The organism is Anaerococcus hydrogenalis DSM 7454, assembly GCF_000173355.1.
Lineage (GTDB): Bacteria > Bacillota > Clostridia > Tissierellales > Peptoniphilaceae > Anaerococcus > Anaerococcus hydrogenalis.
The window spans coordinates 1-21,056 of the sequence record NZ_ABXA01000036.1 but is presented as its reverse complement, the minus strand read 5'-3'; the positions used below and the strand labels follow the sequence as shown (position 1 = coordinate 21,056).

The window sequence follows — 21,056 nt, the reverse complement described above, 5'->3', positions numbered from 1 at the left end:
CCCCACCGATATTTCGTTAGGAGATATGGTGGAAATCATAAAATTCTAATTGACAATTTAGCCAATACGTACTATAGTAGTGATATATAGATGACTTAGTTGCGAGAGAAATCTCGAACTGCAAAGCCCTATCACTGTTATGGTGATAGGGCTTTTTGCTTTATAAGGAAATAGTAATTTATACAGTAATGCTTTAGAAAGGATTTAAATTTGAAAGATTTTGAAATAAAAAAATATTTATATATTGATGAAAATACAATAAACTCATATATTTCACAAATATATGAGGGTTTATTAACAGATATGAAACTAACAAAAGATTCTGCATCTACTATAGAAAATGAAAAATCAGAATCAATAACAGACAAGGGTGCCATATTAAAAGGTAGTTTGCATTTCATTTCTGCAGAAACATCTTTAAAGGATAAAACGGTATCAGATTCAATAAAAGAATCATTATCCAATTATAATAGCAAAAGTATAAGAAAAACATACGATGCTTATTTAAAAATAAATAAATTCTTGGATACAGTGAACATAAGTAGTAATCCAAATGAAAGTTCAAAAATAATTGAAATAAACGAAGATTTACAATTTATAAATTTTAATAAATTAAAAACTATACTTGAAGATAAATGTTTTATGGAAAATAGTGGGTTAAAGAAAAATAGAAAACAAAGAAGAAAAGATAAAAATAATAATAATAATGATGAGAATCTAACTATAGAGCAAATTATAGATATGCTTGATTTAATTTCAAAGTTACTTCCCACTGATACTATTTTTTATAATGATAATTACATAATCCCTATTATTGAAGAGAATTTACTATGTAAGCCAAAACAAATTTCTTATAATTTTAATAACGATATGACCGTAGTCGGCGAATTAATGGGGAGTATTGATACAATAAATAGCTTTGATTTAAAAAAAGGAGCATTAGCTGGAATTGAAACACAAATGAATGTAATAACAGCAGAAGTTTTTAAAAGTGCTTTAGGACTAGATATTAATAAAATATCAATTTTAAAACCTATAATTATCTATTCTAAAACTTCTGCTCAAACAAATCATCATTCTTTAGATGACTATTAAACTTTCTCTCAATTTTTTTTCTTTTGAGATTTATAACTCTCATCTAAAGACTTATACTCATAATCAATAGCTTTAGAATTATTAACTGATTTCATTAAATTTTTTTTAAATAGATTATAAACTTTTTTGTAAGACATAAAACAACACCTAACCTTTTTATCTTTATACCCATGTTCTAAAAAATATTCAATATTATAAGCCCTTTACCAAGGGCTTTATTTGTATCAAGAAAGGAGGAAAAAAATGAAAATAACAAGCTACAAAGACAAAGACGGACAAACTCTCTATAAATTTAACATCTACTTAGGCAAAGATCCTCTAACAGGAAAAGAAATAAGAACAAATAGACAAGGATTTATAAGCAAAAAACAAGCACAAATAGAATATGCCAAACTCAAAAAACAAGGGGTAAAATCCATTTGTAACATAACCCTAAACGAACTATTAAAAGATTGGCTGCCCCTATACGAACCTACAGTAAAATACACAACCTATACCAGAGTATATGGAGTATTCAAAAATCATATTCTTCCCTATTTAGGAAATAAAAAACTAGATAAAATAACAACACCAGTAATCCAAAAATTAATAAACAAAAAATCACAAGAAATAGCAGATTTTAAATTAATAAACATTTACCTAAATAGGCTATTCAAATTCGCCATAAACCAAGGCTACACAGATTACAACCCATGCTTAAACATAATCTATCCAACCATAAGAAAAGAACAAAAAGACATGAGCTTAGAATATTGGGACAAAGAAGAATTAAAAGAATTTCTCTACCACGCAAAAAAAGACCTAGATCAAATGTGGTACCTATTTTTTAAAATTGCAACATACGCAGGATTAAGAAAAGGAGAAATATTAGCCTTAACTTGGAATGATATAGACTTTAAAAACAAAACCCTAACAGTAAACAAATCCCTATCCGTAACAAGACAAAGCAAAAAAGCAATAACAAGTCCAAAAACAAAAAGCTCAATAAGAACAATATCCATAGATAAAACAACGATAAAAGAACTTTATAATTGGAAAATAGAACAATCAAAATTAAAACTCCAAAACATAAACCAATATATATTTACAACAAAACAATCAGAATTAATAAACCTAAACAGTCCAAGAAAAAGATTTGAAAGAGTAATAAAAAAACATGATCTAAGAAAAATAAGACTTCACTCACTAAGACACACCCACGCAAGCCTATGCTTCGAAGCAGGCATGACAATAAAAGACGTCCAACACAGATTAGGACACAGCACATCAAAAACAACAATGAATATTTATATCCACGTAACAAAAAGCCAAGAAGAAAAAAACGGACAAAAATTCGAAAAATTCATGCTAACGTAATACAAAACGTAACAAAACAAAAAAAGACAGCCTACAAACATTGTAAATAAGCTATCTTATAAAACTTGGCACGCCAAAGAGGAATTGAACCCCCATCTTAAGCTTCGGACACTTTTGTTTTACCATTAAACTATTGGCGCTTGATGGTTATATTGGAAAATTGTATCCTATTTAAAAATCTTAAATCCATAAGGGTGTTTCCAAGTCCCGAATCTATATATAATTGTGCATTTTTGTATTTAAATAATCCCTTATCATATTTTGGAAAATATCCCTCACCTGGTGCTAGCAAGGCCCCAATTATAGGAAACCTAACTTGTCCCCCGTGAGTATGGCCTGAAAATATTATATCCATACTATCATCTAGATTATCTCTTACATTTTTTGAATAATGACTTAAAATAATATTTAAATTTTCATCATTAGTCTTGTAATTTTTAAATGAATAATTATAATAAGAAAGTCCATAAATATAAATTTTTTCTTTTCTTATTTCTATATATTCTCCATCATTTTTTAAATATTTTATTCCCAATTTCTCAATTTCTTCTATAAATTCATCCAGCATTGGTCCTGCTTCTTCGTGATTTCCACTTATATAATATGTTTTTATTCGCAATTTTGAGAGCTCACTTAAAAAATTTATTGCCTTATTAAATTTTTTAACAACTCCATAATCGTTTATATCCCCAGTTAATATAATAAAATCAGGATTAAAGTTTAGAATTTTTTTCTTAAAATATCCCATATTTTTTAAGATATTTGAATGAAAATCACTTATTTGAGTAATTCTAATCTCATCTTTTATTTTCCTATTAACAATATCTACCCTTACTTCTTTTGCCCACTTACATTGGTAAAAAATATAGGACAAAAGAAGTAAGATTACTGTCAATATTATTAAAAAAATAGTCTTAATCATCTAATTTTTCTATTCTTTCCATGAAAATTTCAGAAGACATATCTGATGGTAGGAGGTAGCCTCTTCTTGGAGAAAATGATTTTTCACTCATAGCTGGTCCATCAACTGATACTGATCTTTTAAACTGACTTGATGTTAGTCTTTTATAAAATGATTTGAGCCATTTTTTAATAGTTTTACTATCATAATCATCTTTAAAGGCTGCCTGTGCTTTTTGATAAATTTCTTCTATTGAAGAATTTTCTAAAAATTCGTAGGTGAAAAAGTCAATAAGTTCGTAAGGTCCTATTATGTCTTCAGTTTTTTGGCTAATTTTATCTTCACTTTCGTTTTTAAGCTCTGGTGAAATTGGAGTTTTTAGTATATCATCTAAAACTTCTTTCAATTTTTCATTTTCAGTTTTTTCAACCAAATATCCCACAATATATCTCAATTCAGTTTTTGTTAAAGATGCATTTACTGCATAAGATGACATATGATCACCGTTATAGGTAGCAAAGCCTTGAGAAATTTCTGACTTATCACCTGTTCCAATGACTAGGGCATTTTCCATATTTCCCTTATCAAATAAAATTTGGGTTCTCTCTCTTGCTTGGGCATTTTCATAGGCTATATCTTGAATTTTTCCATCATGGCCTATATCTTTTAGGTGAATATTTACAGCATCTTTTATTACAATTTCATTTAATTTTATACCAAAGGCTTCTGCCAATTTATAAGCATTTGATTTTGTTCTTTTGCTAGTTCCAAAAGCTGGCATAGTATATAATAGTATATTTTCTTTTGGAAGATTCATTTTTTCAAAGGCCTTGACTATAAATAAAAGAGCCATTGTGGAATCAAGACCCCCGCTTAGACCCAAGATAACTTTTTTACAAGAAATAGCCTCCATTCTTTGAATCAAAGCATTCGATGCGATTTCAAAAGCATCTTCTACATATTTTTCTTTATCAGTTGAAATATATGGATATTTGTTAATTTGACCTAGATCAGATGCATTGTTTAAATGGAAGCCCTCAGTTGATATATTCCTATTTACTTCAAAAAATCCATTATAATCTGAAAGTTCATCCCTATTACTTTTTATAATTCTACCATTTTGAGCAATTATATTTAGACCTTCATAGACAAAGTCTGTTGAGCTTTCACCAAGGCCCGTACTTGAAAATAGGTAGGTCATATTTTGTGATAAAAATTTAATTTTATTCTCAATTTTTTCCCTAGAAGCAATATATCTTATTTTTGCACTTGGATTTAAAATAATATCAATATCATTATTAGACCTAGCACTTAAAGAATCAGGTATAATTTTATCCTCATTTTCTCCAACACTCAGGCTTATTTTTACCCCTTCAATTTCAAGAAATGACTTGTTATAAATTCTTATATATTCACCATTTACCCTAACAAAGTCATTTTCAGGAAGATCAAACATATATTTTTCGTGGTCTTTAAAATTATCCTTAAAAAATCCTCCACAGATTTCACCTTCTTTTAACAAAAAGACCATATCAATAATTCTATTTCCTTCTTTAATAGGAAGACCTACAGAAAATAAGGTATCTATATTTTCAGAGAATTTTTTCAAGTCAAATAAACTATCAAGACAAGAACTTAAAATATCATCATTCTTGTAACCATCATATAAGCTTGCACCAGTAAGGCAAAGCTCAGGTAAAAGCAAGATATTTACAAGTTCATCATTTGCTTTTTTTTACTACTTTTTTAATTTGTTCTCTATTATAAGATACATTTCCCACTTTGATTTTAAAATTATCAGCTCTTAATTTTAAATTTTTTTCATAATATCCCTCGAATTTCTAAACTTATAAATATTATTATAATAGTTTTACAAAAAAACTGCCACAAAAAATGTGGCAGTTTTATAATTTTTAAGATTATTTTTGATCTTTTGCTTTTTGAACTTCTTCTCTTCTTTTTTTCATTGATTCGAAGATTCCATCTACTAGAGCATCCATATCTGGTTCTTTTGCAGATTTTAGTGATGAAACTATATTTACTTGTTCTGGAAGAACATCTATTAATTTCATTTCTTCGTCTAAGAATTTTTCCATTTTTTCTCCAGCTGTAGGAGCCCAAGATCCATTATCCATTATAGAAATTGCTCTATTTTGTACGTTAAGAGCTGCCATATCATGGATAAAATCTTTCATTTTTGGATAAATTCCAAGGTTGTAGGTAACTGAAGCAAGAACTATATTTGAATACTTAAATGCATCTGCTATTAAATATGAAACGTCTGTGCTTGAAACATCTCTTAAAGAAATATTTGTCATTCCTTTTTCAGCAAGTTTTGAAGCTAGAGCTTGAGCTGCATATTCTGTATTTCCATACATTGAAGCATAAGCTATTAATACACCTTCTTCTTCTGGTTGGTAGCTTGACCATTTGTCATATTTATCTAAAATATATCCAAAGTCTTTTCTCCAAACAAGTCCGTGAAGTGGGCAGATATATTTAATATCAAGTCCTGCTGCTTTTTTAAGAACTGCTTGAACAAAGGTACCATATTTACCAACTATATTTGTATAGTATCTTCTTCCTTCATCTAACCAATCTCTATCCCAGTTTACTTCATCAGCAAAAAGTCTTCCGTCATTAGATTTAAATGATCCAAATGCATCTGCTGAGAATAAAACTTTGTCAGTTAAATCATAAGTCATTAAAACTTCTGGCCAGTGAACCATTGGTGCTTCTACGAATGTGTATTCGTGTTTACCAAATGAGATTGAATCTCCTTCTTTAACTTCTATATATCTATCATCTATGTGATATCCAAATTGTCTCATAAATAAGATAGCTTTTTCACTTGCAATTATTTTTACATTTGGATAATAATGTAGCATTAATTCAATTGCTGAGCAGTGATCTGGTTCCATGTGTTGGATAATCATATAATCAAGATCACGATCACCAAGAACTCTAGATACATTTAATATATATTCTCTTGTAATAGACCAGTCAACTGAATCTATCAAAACTGTTTTTTCATCCATCAAAAGGTATGAGTTGTATGAAACTCCGTCTATAGGAAAAATATTTTCGAATAGAGCAAGTCTTCTGTCATCTCCACCTACATAATATAAGTCATCTGTAACTTTTCTAACTGTATACATATATTCCTCCTACTACTTTCTATCTTCTGGTACATCCATTTTAATGAATTGATCTTTACCTTCTCCTGAAACTGGTGAAACCCAAGAATCTGGTAATTTATCGAATGGTGTTCCTGGTTCAATTCCGTTTTCTGGATCTCCTTCTTCTGGATTATATTCATATCCAGAACCTAAATCTACATAGATTGGATTTGTAGGAGCCATTTTTCTTGGTTTAGATCTTTTGATTTTTTTCATAGGTGGTGCTGGTTTCTTTTCTTCGCCATTATCTAATTCTTTAATCAATAATGGAAGAACTTCCATTGCATCTCCAACTATACCGTAGTCACAGTTATTAAAGATTGGCGCATTTTTAGAATTGTTAATTGCAACTATTGTAGATGCATTTTTAATTCCCTTTAAGTGTTGTCCTGCTCCAGATACACCTACACCAATGTAAAGATTTCCTTTAAATGTTTGTCCACTCATACCTACATATCTATTGATATCTACATATTTTAGTGTTTCTGCAACTGGTCTTGATGATGAAATAGCTGCTCCTGCTTGGTAAGCTAAATCTTCAATTAATTTCATATTTTCTTTATCACCTATACCACGACCTGCTACAACTATTCTTTCAGCATCTGGTATTGGTGTGTAAGGATCAATTCCTACAGTAAAGTCATATCCGTCCTTTTTAAGTGCTGCCACAAGCTTTTTAACTGCTTCCTTAGGATCTCCCTCATAGATTTCTCCTTTTCTGACTCCGGCAATGGGTCCAGATTTTTTCTTAGATCCAACAGTTTTAACTTTTGGTGCTCTACCAACAGTATGAGCTCCAACAACAACTCTCATTATTTCATTTGTACCTTCATAGATTTGTGTAATCTTAGAATCTCTGTAGAATCTTTCAACATCGATACCTTTGATAAATCCAGATCCACCGTACATTTGTAATGCTTCATTTGTAATTTTTGATGCAAGATCAGATGCAAATTGTTTAGCCATAGCTGCGTCTGCAGAATATCTTTCGTGATTTTCTTTCATTTCAGCAGCAGAATAAATCATAAGTCTTGCAGCTTTTAAATATGTTGCCATATCAGCAAGTTTAAATGTATTTGCTTGAAGATGAGCTATTGGCATACCAAATTGTTCTCTTTCCTTAGCATATGATAAAGCTGATTCATAAGCACCTTGAGCAATTCCTAGAGCTTGAGAAGCTATACCAATTCTACCACCGTCAAGAGTAGCCATAGCTATTTTAAATCCTTGACCTTCTTTTCCAAGTAAATTTTCTTTAGGAACTTTTACATTGTCAAAATGTAATTCAGCTGTACATGAAGATCTAATACCTAATTTATCGTAGTGATCAGAACATGTAAATCCTTCCATGCCTTTTTCAACAATAAATGCTGAAATACCATGAGTTCCAATTCCTGGAGTTGTTACTGCAAATACAACATATGTATCTGCCTTTGGTGCGTTTGTGATAAATATTTTTTTACCATTTAAAATATATCTCTCGCCATCCAAATCAAGTTCAGCTGTTGTTTCAGTTCCACCTGCATCAGATCCAGCGTTTTCTTCTGTAAGACCAAATGCACCTATTTTTTCACCCTTTGCTAAAGGAGTTAAATATTTTTTCTTTTGTTCTTCAGTACCAAAAGCAAAAATTGGCCAAGAACCTAAAGATGTATGTGCAGAACAAATTACTCCAACACCACCATCAACTCTTGATAATTCTTCAACTGTGATCGCATAGCTCATTACGTCTAAGCCTTGACCACCGTATTTCTTAGGATAAGGAATTCCTAAAAATCCTAATTCTCCCATTTCCTTTACTATTTCATCAGGAAATTCATTGTTTTGATCAAGTTCAAAAGCTATTGGTTTAACTTTTTCTTCAGCAAATTCTCTGACTTTTTTACGTAAAGCTTCATGCTCATCTGTTGTTTTAAAAAGCATATATTCCTCCTAAAAAAATATAATATCCATTTTTGTTTTACAATATAATTTTATATTGAAAATGTTTTTTTGTCAACACAATTTATTTTTATAAAGATTCGAAATAATGATAAAAATAAATTGAAATCCTTACAATTGTAAAACATTCATACTAAATATATATCCTAAATCGTTTTATCTAATCATTTTTTTAAAATTTTTTAATTTCTATTTTTTATAAAAATTAAAAAATTCTGAAAAAGTTTTCTAAATTAAATATTTAAATTTAAGGATATAGGGTTTATTTAATTTTCTATTTAATAAGGTATAATAATTTTAATAAAAATAATAATTTTGGAGGTTATATGCAATTTATAAAGAAAGTTTATGATAATATTTTTTGGGTTGGTGCCAACGATAGAGGTTTAAAAAGATTTGAAAATATGTTTACCCTACCTAATGGCGTAACTTACAACTCATATATTATTAAGGATGAAAAAAATATTTTAATGGATGGATCTGATTCTTCTGTAATTAGAACTTATCTTGATAATGTTGAAGCTGCTCTTGATGGAGAAGATTTAGACTATATCATCGTTCAACATATGGAACCTGATCATTGTGGATCTATTGATTTTATCCTTGATAAGTACCCTAATTGTAAATTTGTTGGAAATCAAAAAACCATTAAATTTTTCCACCAATTTTATCCAAATGATAAATTTGAAGAAGATAGGTTTGTTGAAATTAAAGACGGTGACGAATTAAATATTGGTAAAAGAAATTTAAAATTTGTCTTTGCACCTATGGTACACTGGCCAGAAGTATTTATGACATATGAAACAACAGAAGGTTTATTCTTCTCAGCAGATGCATTCGGATCTTTTGATGTACTTGAAGGTCATATTTCTGCAAAACATTATATCAAAAAACAATCTTGGGTAGATGAAAATAGAAGATATTATATAAATATAGTTGGAAAACAAGGAAGAATGGTTACAAACCTTCTTAAAAAAGTTTCTGGATTTGAAATTAATGCAATTTTCCCATTACACGGACCAGTTTATGATGATAAAGAATCTATTGGATTTATTCTTGATAAATATGATAAATGGGCAAATTTCAAACCAGAAAGTAAGGGTGTAGAAATTGTATTTTCTTCAATGTATGGAAATACAGAACTTGCTGCTGATATTTTGGCATCAAAACTTGATGAGCTCGGAGTTGAAAATATAAAATTATATGATGTTTCAGACACTGATTACTCATATATAATTGCTGATGCTCATAAATATTCTAACCAAGTATTTGTTGCAATGAACTATAATGCAGGCCTATATCACAAGATGGATGCTCTTTTAAGAGAATTAGTTGGAACAGGATATCAAAATAGACATGTATCTTTCATCCACAACTTCTCATGGGGTGGAAAATCTCTTGAACAAGCAAAAGAAATTCTTGAAAATGGAAAACACGAATATATAGGAGAAGATTTTATAATAAATTCTTCTATGAAAGATGATCAAGAAAAAACTTTAGAAGATTTAGCTAAGGCTATTAAAGAAGATTTAGATAAGTAAAAAAATATTTAAAAGATGCGAGATTTCGCATCTTTTTTTGTACAAAAAAAGAGCATATTTATATGCTCTTAATTTTTTCAGTCTTTTGGTTTATCTTCATCTGGAATATTTTTATTATCGAATGGGGATTTGTAGATTGATTCTTTGGCGAATTGTTTTACTGCTTTTCCTGTTTTTAATTCTGATATTAAAGTTCCAGGACCTCCTACACATCCTCCAACGCACGCCATTCCTTCTAATAATAGTCCGTCTTTTCTTCCTAGTTTTGCCATTTGGGCAAGTTTTACACAATCAGCAAGACCTTCTGCTTTTTCAATTTTTACATCTAAGTCTGGATTTATTTCTGCAATTCTTCTTTTTACAGCTTCTGCTACTCCACCACTTACTGCATAATTTCTTCCAGTTTCTGATGCATCTTGCCAATCTTCTTCAATTTTTATTTCTGCAGGATCTATATCTTTTGCCAAGAACATTCCCATTAGCTCTTCATATGTTATTACATAATCGATTGTTTCTGCAACTTCTGGTCTTCTTGCCTCAAGTTTTTTAGATATACATGGTCCTATAAAGGCTACTTGAGCATTTTCATCCATTTTTTTGATATGTTTTCCTGAATAAATCATTGGTGTTGATGATTCTGAAATCTTATCATTTATTTCTGGGAATTTTTTCTTTACCATTAATTTCCATGAATAACAACATGATGTTCCCATAAATGGAATTTTTTCTGGTACACTTTCTACGTATTCGTGAGCTTCGTTTAAGGTTGTAAGGTCTGCACCGAGTCCTACTTCTATTACATCTTTAAATCCTAATTTTTTTATTGCCTCTTTTATTTGAACAGGACTTGCCATTTGTCCAAATTGTCTTACAAATGATGGAGCAACTATGGCATAAACGTGTTCATTTGTGTTTAATGCTTTTGCTAATTGGTAAATTTCTGTTTTATCTGAAATTGCCCCAAATGGACAAGCTGTTATACATCTTCCACATGCTACGCATTTATCATCATCTATTTCTGCCCTGTTTAATTTATCACTTTTGATTGCTTTTACACCACAAGCTTCTGCGCATGGTCTTTTTGTGTGAGAAATTGCATTGTATGGACAAGCTTGAACGCATTTTCCACATTTTATACACTTATCTTGGTCAATTATCGATCCTTTTGAAGTGTAAGTAATTGCATTTTTTGGACAAACATTCACACATGGGTGGGCAATACATGCTCTACAAGTATTTGTAACTTCTACCCTATTTTCAGGACAAGCCTCGCAGGCAATTTTTATTACTGAAACGAGAGGTGGTTCATATTTTTTTATATCATAATCTTCATCATCAAGCCCATCGGTTATGGCACCTGTATTATCAGCTGTTCTTGCATGAAGTCCTACTCCCATTCTAAGTCTTTCACCCATTACAGCTCTTTCTCTAAAAATATTTTCTCTGTAGGATGCTTCTTCTCCTGGCAGTATTTCAAAAACTTCTGTTGCTATGTCATATATTGGCCTATTTTCAAAAGCAATTTTCGCTATATGTTCAAAGGCCATTCTTCTAATATTTAAAATATTTATGTATGTTTCTTTCATTATCTATTCTTCCCTTAATAAATTTTATTTGAACTTATCTTCAAATGCCTTATCTAATATGTACTCCATGATAACTTCTGTTTTTGCATTTGTAAATACTTTTCCATTTACTATTACTATTGGTGCATTTTTTTTGTTTTTTTTGCACTCATCGTTACAAGTTATCATTTCAATTTCTAGTTCAATATCTTGAACGTCCAACTCTCCCTTGTAGAGTCTATCATTAAATTCTTCTACAAAATCTGATAATCTATTAAATATTATATCAGATCCTAGCATAGTACATCTTGCTCCTGCACAAACTTCTATCTTCATATTTACTCCTTAAATTTTTTTAATAATTACTAATTATAATTATAACAAATAAAAACAAAAATTGGAATTACTTGCAAGGAATAGAAATTATAAAGCTTGTCCCATATCCAAATTTGCTTTCTACTTTTATATTATAGTTTAAGTAATCACAAATATGTTTTACGATTGATAGGCCAAGTCCCGTTGATTTCAAATTTCTTGTTCTTTGCTTATCAGCTACATAGAATCTTTCAAAAATTCTTGGCAAGTCTTCTTTTTTTATACCTATGCCCTTATCTTCAATTATTAGCCTTATAAATCTTTCATCTTTTTTATATTTTATTGTAATTTGACCATTTACCTTATTATATTTTATTGCATTTTCATAAATATTTGTGATAAGATCTGAAAATAATGATTCATGAGTTCTTATAAAAATATCATCAAGTTCATTTGATACTCTAATATTTTTCTTATCACTTATTCTTTTAAATCTTTGAATACTAGATTCCACAACATCTTTTATATTAATATTATTTCTTCCCTCTTCAAGATTTTCTTCGTCTAATTTAGAAAGTTTTAAAATATCATCAATAATATTTAAAAGTCTATTGCCTTCTTGATTAATAATTTGACCAAATTTTTGTATATCATCATTTTTTACAAGTCCACTTGCAATTAGTTCTGCATATCCATTGATGCTAGTAAGGGGTGATTTTAATTCATGAGTCACATTAGCTGTAAATTCCCTTCTCATAATTTCAGCTTTCTTATTTTTAGAATCATCTATAACTATGACAATATAAGATACTATCTCTTCATCAATTATTGGGTCTATAAAAAGTTTTATACTTATTTCATCAAGGTCTAAATTTAAACTTTTTCCTTTTTTAAAATTTTCATTTGTCTAATAGCTAATTTGTAACTGTTATCATCTACTAAATTATATAAATTTTTATTTTTATCTATTCCCAATAAATTTTTTGAAGCCTCATTTAAAATTTTTATATTACCATTTTTATCAAAATATATAAAACCTTCTTCCATCTTAGAAGTGATTTTTTCAATATTTAGTATTCTATCTTCTAGTTTAGAATTTTCTTCCATTAAAAGACTATTTGCATTTTTAAGATTTTCTATATATAATTTGGGATTTTCTTTAAAAGTATTAAATTCTTTTATATTATCCATCCTATCTTTAAAAGGATTTGTAAGACTTTCGTAAAATATTTTTGTAAAGAATAAGTTTATTAAAATCATAATTAAAATAGCTATTATTAAAAAATAAGAATTTTTCAAAATATATAGAAAAAAACTATCATTATAAAATTCTATTGCTAGTATTTTGTCTTTATATTTTTTCGCAAATACTTTCTTTTCTGATCCTTTTAGATTTTTTTTAAATTTTTTTACTAAATATTTATTATCAAATTCATAATTTTTAACAGAATTCTTATTAATTCCAGAATTATATAAGACTTTTCCATCTACACCTTTTAGTAAAATATCAAGCTTATAAGAATTTTTAAATTCCTCTAATTTATTTTTGTCAATATCTTCATAAGCAAGAAAGCTCAAGGAATTTTCTACAAATTCATCTTGAGCTTTTTTTGCCTTATTATATGAGAATAATGAAGATATTATAAAAATAATAAAAATAAATGAACCTGTGATAAAATTTATATTTTTATTAATTAATTTTTTCATATCTCTCCAAGTTTGTAACCTAAATTTCTAACAGTTTTAATGTTTTCTCCAGCTGATTTTAATTTATTTCTAAGACTTGCTATGTGGACATCTACAGTTCTTGTCTCTCCCTCATAATCATAGCCCCAAATTTTTAATAAAAAATCTTCTCTAGTAATTACATTACCAATATTTGCCATAAATAACAAGAGCATTTCAAATTCCTTAAAAGTTAAGTCAATTTTTTCACCATCTACTTTTACAGTTCTTTTTTGATGTTTATTTCTATACTTCCATAGTTTAAATGCTCCCTATCTTTTTTCTCACTTCTTCTTAAAACAGCCTTAACCCTAGAAATTAATTCTAAAATTGAAAATGGTTTTGTAATATAATCATCAGCTCCACTTTCAAGTCCCATTACCTTATCATATTCCCCATCTCTTGCAGTAAGCATTATTATGGGAATGGATGAAAATTCCCTAATTTCTTTTAATATTTCCAAGCCATCTTTTTCAGGTAACATTACATCAAGAATTAATAAATCCACGCTTTCTTTTCTTACCAACTCTACAATATCCAGACCATCTTCAAACCCTTTAACTTGATAATCTTTTTCTGATAAGGCATATAATACTAAATTTCTAATTGCCTTATCATCTTCTACAACATAAATCATAATCTTGTTGAATAATCTGCTATCTTAGCTAACCTGTCCCCAAGTCTTTCAAAATATTTATAGAAAAGTACTTTTTCTGATAATTCCATAGGTGTAATTAGGTCTGATTTAGTTAGTTTTACAAGATAGTGGATACAATCTTCAAATAATTTATTATTAATTTCATCATCTTCTATAGTTTTTAAGGCAAGTTCATTATTATTATCTTCAAAACTTTGAATTCCATTTAAATTCATATTCTTTTGATTTTTTATAAAAGTTTTTACAAAATCCTTCTCTTCAGCTCTTAAAGGAAATTCTAAAATAATTTCAGCAGCATGGGCTAAATGATTTGAAATTCTTTTGTAAGTTGAAGCAAGCTTTATTGACATTTGTAAAAATCTCAAGTCTCTTGCAACTGGTTGTTGCAAGGCCAAAAGATCATAGCAAAATCTTTCAATATCTGCTGCATATTTTCTAATATCATGATCAAGATCAATTATTTCTTCTAGGTTAATTTTTTGGTCATTTTCAAGATAAAGTTTAAACCTATCATAAGATAATTGAATCAAATCTGATATATTTTTTTCCATTTGTCTAATATTTTCTAAATCTTCTATATATCTTGTTCTCATATCAACCAAACCTTCCTGTTATATAATCTTCTGTTCTTTTATCTTTAGGGTCATTAAATATTTTTTTTGTCTCATCCATTTCAATAACTTCTCCAGTCAAGAAAAATGCTGTTTTATCAGAAATTCTTGCTGCTTGTTGCATATTGTGAGTAACTATTACTATAGTATATTTACCCCTTAAATCTTCTAATAATTCCTCAATTGATGCTGTTGAAATTGGATCTAGGGCACTTGTCGGTTCATCCATCAAAATAATTTCTGGATTTACAGAAAGAGCTCTTGCTATACAAATTCTTTGTTGTTGTCCACCAGAAAATGATAGGGCATTTCTGTCTAGTTTATCTTTTACCTCATCCCAAACACTTGCAGCTTTCAAAGATTTTTCTACTATTGCATCAAGTTCATCCTTATCTTTAATTCCATCAATTTTGGGTCCGTAGGTGATATTATCATACACAGATTTAGAAAAGGGATTTGGTGTTTGAAATACCATACCTACATTTCTTCTAAGACTAACTACATCAATATCTTTTTTATTTATATCTTTTCCATCAATTTCTATAAGACCTTTTATATGACAATCATCAACTAAATCATTCATCCTATTAAAACATTTTAAAGTTGTAGATTTTCCACAACCACTTGGTCCTATAAAGGCTGTGATTTCATTTTCTTTAATTTCCATATTAATTTTTTTTAGGGCATGAAAATCTCCATAAAATAAATCTAAGTCTTTTACATTTATTATAGTTTTTCTATTTTTATTTAAATCGGATTCATTATTTCCAAAAAAAGTTTTTATCCTTGTTTCATTATTTGTTAAATTACTATTTATATCCTTTGTTTTTTCCATTATTATCTCCTTATTTTATTAATGCTTTTGATATTCTTGCTGATACAAAGTTTAAAACTATTACAAAAATAAGTAATAGTACTGCAGTTGCATAAGCCTCATTCACATGAAATCCTTCAGTTGATAATACATACATATGAACTGCCATTGTTCTTGCAGAATCAAATAAGGATGAAGGTGTTTTGGCTACAGTTCCCATAGTATAAATCAAAGCAGCAGATTCTCCAACTATTCTTCCTGTTGACAAAAATATTCCTCCCAAAATTCCATTAATTGCTTCTGGAATTATTATTTTAAAAATTGTTTGAATTTTTGTAGCTCCTAGAGCTAAAGATGCATGAGCTTGAAGAGGATTTACATTCAAAATCGCCTCTTCTGTAGTTCTAATTATTGTAGGTAGAATCATTATAGCCACTGTCAAACATCCTGCTATTAATGAATATCCTAAATGTAGGGCATCAACAAAAAATAAATATCCAAACAAACCATAAACAATTGATGGAATTGATGAAAGAATCTCTGTTGCAAATCTTACAGATTTTATCAAAAGCTTATTTTTTGCATATTGGGATAAGTAAATTGCTGTAAATATTCCAATTGGCAGTGTTACAAGAAGGGTTATTATAATCGATAAAAATGTTGTAATAAGAGCTGGAATTATAGAAACATTTTGTGATGTATATTTAAGTTCAAATAGTGATAGAGAAATATTTGGTATACCATTAAATAAAATATAGGCGATTATTATTCCTCCCGCAGCAAATCCTAAAAGTGATAGGATATAAATTAATATTTTAAAAGAATTTTTCATCTTTCACCTCTACATTCTTGATTGATCTTTATCTCTGATAAAATTAAAAATTATATTTATCAAAAGAATAAATACAAATAGAACCATACCTGTTGCTATGAGTGATTCTCTGTGAAGACCTGACGCATAGCCCATCTCCAAAACTATATTTGTTGTGAGAGTTCTTACTCCATCAAGCAAAGACTCTGGCATTCTTGGTTGATTTCCAATAACCAAATACACAGCCATGGTCTCACCAATTGACCTACCAATTGCAAGAATTATTGATGAATAAATACCGCTTTTTGCATAAGGAACCATAACTTTTCTAATAGTTTCTTCTTTTGTTGCACCCAGTGCAAGGGAACCAGTATAGAAAACAGAAGGTACTTGCTCTAATGAATTTTTTGAAATATTTACCATAGTTGGAAGAATCATTATTGCTAATAAAATTGATGCAGTTAACATATTCATTCCTCCTGTTTTAAATGTTTTCGAAACAAATGGAACTAAAACCATCATTGCAAAAAATCCATAGATTATTGAAGGAATTGCTGCCATCAAATTTATAAGGCCATTCAAAAAATTATATGATTTTTTAGAATAATAGGCCAAATATATTGAAACAGCAAGACCGAAAGGAACTGCAATTAGGGCAGAAACTAAAGTTACTAAAATTGAACCTAGAATCATTGGCCCTATTCCAAAAAATGCTGGTTTTGCTGTAGGTGCCCATTTTGTTCCAGTAATAAATTTTAAAAGTCCATATTGATTAACAAAATTAATTCCTGATTTAAAAATAAAAAAAGTAATTAAAATTATTAAAATAATAGACATTATGGCAGAAATCAAAAATACAATTTCACCAAATTTTTCTTTTATTGATTTCATTTATCTTAACTCTCCTGTATTTGTAATCTCTCCTTTATAAATATCCCTAAGTTGTTTTAAACTTAAGTCATTAATTTCTTTATTATCCTTATTTACAATAATTGCAATTCCATCAATTGCAAAAACTTCAGATGAAAGATTTTTATCTTCTAATTTATTTGAAATCATAGCTATATCAACCACTCCATCTTTTACATTTTTAAGGCCTGTAAGAGATTCATTCGATAAAACTTCAACTTCAACATCTTTATTTAATTTTTCATAATTTTCTGCAAGTTTTTCGACTACTGAGCTAAGAGAAGATGACCCTGTTATAGTTAATTTTCCCTTTAGATTTTTTGACTTATATTCTTTTTCATTTGTAATAGCAAGAAGTCCATCTTCTTCAATTAGTTTTTTTGCACTTTTACTTTTTACATAAGTCAAAAAATCTTTTGACAAATCTGTTAATGTGTCTTTTTTGTAGGCAAGTCCAAAGGGTCTTTGCAATTTATAAGCTCCACTTTCAATACTATCTTTATTTGGACTAATTCCATCAATTTTTACAGCTTTTACACTATCATCCAAAGCTGTAAGAGATACATAAGCAATTGCAGTCTTATCTACTCCCACTGCTTTCAAAACTCCATTTGTAGAATTAATTACCATAGAATTATCTGTAGTCATATCTTCGTGGTTTCCTTTTTCATCTTCTTTTACCAATCCAACTTGTTCAACAAAACTTTTTCTAGTTCCTGACCCATCTTCCCTACTTGTAACTGTAAGGTCAAAATTTTTACCATCTATAACATTATTTTGATTTTTACCTGAACATGAGCTTAGCAAAATTAATGTCGATAGAAATAATAATAATTTTTTTACCATAAAAACTCCTTTGTTTCTTTCTCTACATAATAATATTAAATACATGTATCAAATAAATAAATCTTATGTAAAATATATGTAAAGTTTGTAAATAATAAAAATAAGCTCAAAGGAAGTTTTCCTCTAAGCTTATTTTAACAATTATTTGCTTAATTCAGATGTATTCTTAACTTTTCCTGAGAAGATTTCTTTTAATTGGTCTTTTGTTAAATCATTTATTTTTGTATCATCCTTATTAACTACAACTGCTATTCCATCTTTTGCTAATACTTCTACTTGAAGTTTTTCTTTTTCTTCATCTTTCAATTCTCTTGATGCCATAGCAATTTGACTTACATCTGAAATTGTAGATTCAATTCCTGATGATGATCCTGTTGATTGAATTTCTATATTTGCATCTGGATTTACATCCTTATATTTTTCTACAAGTTTTTCCATAAGTGGTGTAACTGATGTAGATCCTGCTATTGTTAAATTTCCCTTAACTTTTTTAGCCTTGTAGTCTTTTGCTTCAACTTTGATGTATCCTTCTTTGCTTACAATATCTTGGGCATCCTTACTTAAAACAAATGCCAAAAAGTCTTTTGCCAAATCATCAAGCTTATCTTCTTTAAAAGCAAGATTAAAAGGTCTTTGAAGTGTATAATCACCAGATTCTATATTTTCTTCAGTAGCTTCTTCCCCATCAACTTTTACTTTTTGTACATTATCATTTACAGATCCCAATGATACATAACCAATTGCTGACGGATCTTGTGATACAGTCTGCATTACTCCATTTGTAGAATTTTGTACAACTGCTTCATCAGTTGTCAAATCTTTCTTTTCTCCATCTTTTTCTTCTTCAAGGCCAACAAGTTCAATAAAAGCTCCCCTTGTTCCAGAACCATCTTCTCTTGAGACAACTGTTATATCAAAATCTTCTTGGTCAGACTTTGCTGTATCGCCATCTTTTTTCTCATTAGCTCTACTTGCACTTTCAGTTGGGTTTGATCCATTTGATCCATCATTTGCCTTATTATCCTTATTTCCACAAGCTGACAAAATCATAGACAAAGAAAGTGCAGCAACTATAATTTTTGAATTTTTAATTTTCATCATTTACTCCTTTAATATTTGTAACTTCATTATAAATAATAGAGCTTATTTATTTTAAAATGATTAGCAAATTGTAAAATTTATGTTAATTATCTTAATATCTTGTAATTTATCAGTAAAAACAATATAATTTAATAGTGAAAAATTTATTAAATAGGAGAGAATATGTACGATATAAAAATACCAGAAAATTATCAAAGTGATAAAAATTTGTATAAGACACAATTATTAATAAAAGAAATAAAGGATTTTTTCCAAATAAATTTATCTAATAATTTAAATTTGAAAAGAGTTACAGCACCTTTATTTGTAGAAAATTCTACTGGTCTTAATGATAACCTATCTGGTGTTGAAGAGCCTGTTAAATTTACTCTTCCAGAGGCAAACAACGCCAACATGGAAATTGTCCATTCACTTGCAAAATGGAAAAGATATGCCTTAAAAGAATATAATTTTGCCATGTATGAGGGCTTGTATACTGACATGAATGCTATTAGAAGATGTGAAGAGCCAGATAATACTCATTCATTCTATGTTGACCAATGGGATTGGGAAAAAATAATAAAAGATTCTGATAGAAATGTTGACTATCTTAAATCAACAGTTCTTACAATTTTTAATACCTTAAGAGCCTTAGATGAATATCTTTGTAAATTAATTCCAAAAAGAGTTAAGCTATTACCAAATGATATTAAATTTATGACAAGTCAAGAATTAATCGACGAATTTCCAGAATGTAAAGATAGCAAGGAAAGAGAAAAAGCAGCTTGCAAAAAATATAAGGCAGTATTTTTAATGCAAATTGGAAAAGTTTTATCAAATGGCAAGGTTCATGATATGAGAGCTCCTGACTATGACGATTGGAACTTAAATGGAGATATTTTAGTTTATAATCCAGTTTTAGATGACCAATTAGAATTATCATCAATGGGAATAAGAGTAGATGCAAAAACTTTAAAAGAACAATTAAAAATTGCTGATTGTGAAGAAAGATTAAAGTTTAAATATCATAATATGCTTATAAATAACAAACTTCCACAAACAGTAGGTGGTGGAATTGGTCAATCAAGACTTTGTATGTTCTTTTTACAAAAAGCTCATATAGGAGAAGTTCAAGTATCATATTGGCCAGATGAAATGAGAGAAGAATTAAAGAAAAAATCAGTAAATTTATTATAATTTCATATAAAAAAAGGACTTTAATAAGTCCTCAGAGCGTAGACAAAGTATGAAATTAGATAATATTTTATTTTGAAATAAAATAAAGCTAAGAACCATCTCGACTAAGTGAGTGAAACGAACGCATGGAGAGATCTCATGAGATTTCTCCGCTCGTTACACTCGGTCGAAATGGGAAAATTTTTAGTTTATCAACAGCCTGAAAGGACTTTAATAAGTCCTTTTTATTGGTCAAATTCTTTAATTTCTTCTATAAAAATTTCCCCATATTGTTTAATTTTTATCCCCAACGCCTTTTATTTTTAAAAAGTCCTTTTATTTTAGGCTTTAATCTTGCCATATCTATTCAAAGACGCATCAGAAAAAACTATAAATGGTGGTATATTTCTTTTTCTTGAAATATCTAACCTTAATTTTTTCAAATTATTAAACAAATCACTATCATAGGGCATATTTGAATTGAATTTATCAATTTTTTCTTTTGTTATTTTCTTCTTTTAAATTTCTTAATA

The 21,056-nt window shown here is 28.7% G+C and carries 19 protein-coding genes, 1 tRNA gene and 1 pseudogene; 4 read left to right on the top strand and 17 right to left on the bottom strand.

The window, feature by feature from the left end:
* Positions 1–210: 210 nt before the first annotated feature.
* Both ANHYDRO_RS06005 and ANHYDRO_RS06000 read left to right on the top strand, forming a co-directional pair.
* Positions 211–1,095 (top strand): DUF6414 family protein, encoded by an 885-nt coding sequence (locus tag ANHYDRO_RS06005; protein ID WP_004814542.1) that lies wholly within the window; start codon positions 211–213, stop codon positions 1,093–1,095.
* A gap of 243 nt (positions 1,096–1,338) precedes the next feature.
* Complete coding sequence (locus ANHYDRO_RS06000; protein ID WP_004814538.1) at positions 1,339–2,451, top strand: site-specific integrase; 1,113 nt, start codon at positions 1,339–1,341, stop codon at positions 2,449–2,451.
* 66 nt (positions 2,452–2,517) lie between these two features.
* Here ANHYDRO_RS06000 and ANHYDRO_RS05995 read toward each other — a convergent pair.
* The 5 genes from ANHYDRO_RS05995 to ANHYDRO_RS09705 form a co-directional block, all read right to left on the bottom strand.
* Positions 2,518–2,591, bottom strand: a tRNA-Arg gene (locus tag ANHYDRO_RS05995).
* A complete protein-coding gene (locus tag ANHYDRO_RS09375; protein WP_244261657.1) occupies positions 2,582–3,346 on the bottom strand; it encodes a metallophosphoesterase in 765 nt (254 codons plus the stop codon). Before ANHYDRO_RS09375 ends, ANHYDRO_RS05995 begins: the two co-directional genes overlap by 10 nt.
* Positions 3,347–3,365: 19 nt before the next feature.
* Positions 3,366–5,057: an NAD(+) synthase gene (nadE, locus tag ANHYDRO_RS05990; protein ID WP_004814537.1), complete on the bottom strand. Its 1,692-nt coding sequence runs from the start codon at positions 5,055–5,057 to the stop codon at positions 3,366–3,368.
* A 214-nt stretch (positions 5,058–5,271) separates the two neighbouring features.
* A complete protein-coding gene (locus ANHYDRO_RS05985) occupies positions 5,272–6,510 on the bottom strand; it encodes an FprA family A-type flavoprotein (protein WP_004814536.1) in 1,239 nt (412 codons plus the stop codon).
* A gap of 12 nt (positions 6,511–6,522) precedes the next feature.
* Entirely contained in the window at positions 6,523–8,454 is a 1,932-nt protein-coding gene (locus tag ANHYDRO_RS09705; protein ID WP_004814535.1) for an acyl-CoA dehydrogenase family protein, read from the bottom strand.
* Positions 8,455–8,798: 344 nt separating this feature from the next.
* Here ANHYDRO_RS09705 and ANHYDRO_RS05975 point away from each other — a divergent pair, with 344 nt between their 5' ends.
* Complete coding sequence (locus tag ANHYDRO_RS05975) at positions 8,799–10,013, top strand: FprA family A-type flavoprotein (RefSeq protein ID WP_004814533.1); 1,215 nt, start codon at positions 8,799–8,801, stop codon at positions 10,011–10,013.
* Between the two features lie 77 nt (positions 10,014–10,090).
* Here ANHYDRO_RS05975 and ANHYDRO_RS05970 read toward each other — a convergent pair whose 3' ends face one another.
* From ANHYDRO_RS05970 to ANHYDRO_RS05920, 11 genes and pseudogenes are all read right to left on the bottom strand, one after another.
* Positions 10,091–11,599 carry a 4Fe-4S dicluster domain-containing protein gene (locus ANHYDRO_RS05970; RefSeq protein ID WP_004814530.1) on the bottom strand — a complete coding sequence of 503 codons (1,509 nt, stop codon included), beginning with the start codon at positions 11,597–11,599 and terminating at the stop codon, positions 10,091–10,093.
* Between the two features lie 24 nt (positions 11,600–11,623).
* Entirely contained in the window at positions 11,624–11,914 is a 291-nt protein-coding gene (locus ANHYDRO_RS05965) for a (2Fe-2S) ferredoxin domain-containing protein (RefSeq protein WP_004814528.1), read from the bottom strand.
* Between the two features lie 67 nt (positions 11,915–11,981).
* A complete protein-coding gene (locus tag ANHYDRO_RS10705; RefSeq protein WP_004814526.1) occupies positions 11,982–12,650 on the bottom strand; it encodes a sensor histidine kinase in 669 nt (222 codons plus the stop codon).
* Between the two features lie 116 nt (positions 12,651–12,766).
* A complete protein-coding gene (locus ANHYDRO_RS10700; RefSeq protein ID WP_004814524.1) occupies positions 12,767–13,600 on the bottom strand; it encodes a hypothetical protein in 834 nt (277 codons plus the stop codon).
* A pseudogene (locus ANHYDRO_RS05950) lies at positions 13,597–14,255 on the bottom strand (response regulator transcription factor). Before ANHYDRO_RS05950 ends, ANHYDRO_RS10700 begins: the two are co-directional and overlap by 4 nt.
* Positions 14,252–14,869, bottom strand: coding sequence for a phosphate signaling complex PhoU family protein (locus ANHYDRO_RS05945; RefSeq protein WP_004814518.1), 618 nt, complete (start codon positions 14,867–14,869; stop codon positions 14,252–14,254). The pseudogene ANHYDRO_RS05950 and the gene ANHYDRO_RS05945 overlap by 4 nt, the downstream one beginning before the upstream one ends.
* Before the next feature lies 1 nt (position 14,870).
* On the bottom strand, positions 14,871–15,722 hold the full coding sequence (gene pstB, locus ANHYDRO_RS05940; protein ID WP_004814516.1) for a phosphate ABC transporter ATP-binding protein PstB: 852 nt from the start codon (positions 15,720–15,722) through the stop codon (positions 14,871–14,873).
* A 10-nt stretch (positions 15,723–15,732) separates the two neighbouring features.
* Complete coding sequence (gene pstA, locus ANHYDRO_RS05935) at positions 15,733–16,533, bottom strand: phosphate ABC transporter permease PstA (protein ID WP_004814514.1); 801 nt, start codon at positions 16,531–16,533, stop codon at positions 15,733–15,735.
* Between the two features lie 9 nt (positions 16,534–16,542).
* The gene (gene pstC, locus ANHYDRO_RS05930; RefSeq protein WP_004814513.1) at positions 16,543–17,403 is read right to left on the bottom strand and encodes a phosphate ABC transporter permease subunit PstC; all 861 of its coding nucleotides are present in this window, start codon (positions 17,401–17,403) and stop codon (positions 16,543–16,545) included.
* Positions 17,404–18,267, bottom strand: coding sequence for a substrate-binding domain-containing protein (locus tag ANHYDRO_RS05925; RefSeq protein WP_039914235.1), 864 nt, complete (start codon positions 18,265–18,267; stop codon positions 17,404–17,406).
* A 141-nt stretch (positions 18,268–18,408) separates the two neighbouring features.
* Positions 18,409–19,365, bottom strand: coding sequence for a substrate-binding domain-containing protein (locus ANHYDRO_RS05920; protein ID WP_039914233.1), 957 nt, complete (start codon positions 19,363–19,365; stop codon positions 18,409–18,411).
* Between the two features lie 165 nt (positions 19,366–19,530).
* Here ANHYDRO_RS05920 and asnA point away from each other — a divergent pair, with 165 nt between their 5' ends.
* On the top strand, positions 19,531–20,544 hold the full coding sequence (gene asnA, locus ANHYDRO_RS05915; protein ID WP_004814507.1) for an aspartate--ammonia ligase: 1,014 nt from the start codon (positions 19,531–19,533) through the stop codon (positions 20,542–20,544).
* 320 nt (positions 20,545–20,864) lie between these two features.
* Here the strand turns inward: asnA and ANHYDRO_RS10695 are convergent, their stop codons facing one another.
* Complete coding sequence (locus ANHYDRO_RS10695) at positions 20,865–20,996, bottom strand: HRDC domain-containing protein (protein WP_004814502.1); 132 nt, start codon at positions 20,994–20,996, stop codon at positions 20,865–20,867.
* Between the last annotated feature and the right edge of the window lie 60 nt (positions 20,997–21,056).

Bases quoted from the DNA above. Each gene is read 5' to 3' on its own strand.
- ANHYDRO_RS05965 (WP_004814528.1), bottom strand. From the start codon at position 11,914: ATGAAGATAGAAGTTTGTGCAGGAGCAAGATGTACTATGCTAGGATCT.
- ANHYDRO_RS05975 (WP_004814533.1), top strand. From the start codon at position 8,799: ATGCAATTTATAAAGAAAGTTTATGATAATATTTTTTGGGTTGGTGCC.
- ANHYDRO_RS10695 (WP_004814502.1), bottom strand. From the start codon at position 20,996: ATGCCCTATGATAGTGATTTGTTTAATAATTTGAAAAAATTAAGGTTA.
- ANHYDRO_RS10700 (WP_004814524.1), bottom strand. From the start codon at position 13,600: ATGAAAAAATTAATTAATAAAAATATAAATTTTATCACAGGTTCATTT.
- ANHYDRO_RS05985 (WP_004814536.1), bottom strand. From the start codon at position 6,510: ATGTATACAGTTAGAAAAGTTACAGATGACTTATATTATGTAGGTGGA.
- ANHYDRO_RS05925 (WP_039914235.1), bottom strand. From the start codon at position 18,267: ATGGTAAAAAAATTATTATTATTTCTATCGACATTAATTTTGCTAAGC.
- pstC (WP_004814513.1), bottom strand. From the start codon at position 17,403: ATGAAATCAATAAAAGAAAAATTTGGTGAAATTGTATTTTTGATTTCT.
- pstB (WP_004814516.1), bottom strand. From the start codon at position 15,722: ATGGAAAAAACAAAGGATATAAATAGTAATTTAACAAATAATGAAACA.
- pstA (WP_004814514.1), bottom strand. From the start codon at position 16,533: ATGAAAAATTCTTTTAAAATATTAATTTATATCCTATCACTTTTAGGA.
- ANHYDRO_RS06000 (WP_004814538.1), top strand. From the start codon at position 1,339: ATGAAAATAACAAGCTACAAAGACAAAGACGGACAAACTCTCTATAAA.
- ANHYDRO_RS10705 (WP_004814526.1), bottom strand. From the start codon at position 12,650: ATGAGAAGGGAATTTACAGCTAATGTGACTCATGAATTAAAATCACCC.
- ANHYDRO_RS09705 (WP_004814535.1), bottom strand. From the start codon at position 8,454: ATGCTTTTTAAAACAACAGATGAGCATGAAGCTTTACGTAAAAAAGTC.
- asnA (WP_004814507.1), top strand. From the start codon at position 19,531: ATGTACGATATAAAAATACCAGAAAATTATCAAAGTGATAAAAATTTG.
- ANHYDRO_RS05945 (WP_004814518.1), bottom strand. From the start codon at position 14,869: ATGAGAACAAGATATATAGAAGATTTAGAAAATATTAGACAAATGGAA.
- ANHYDRO_RS05970 (WP_004814530.1), bottom strand. From the start codon at position 11,599: ATGAAAGAAACATACATAAATATTTTAAATATTAGAAGAATGGCCTTT.
- ANHYDRO_RS05920 (WP_039914233.1), bottom strand. From the start codon at position 19,365: ATGAAAATTAAAAATTCAAAAATTATAGTTGCTGCACTTTCTTTGTCT.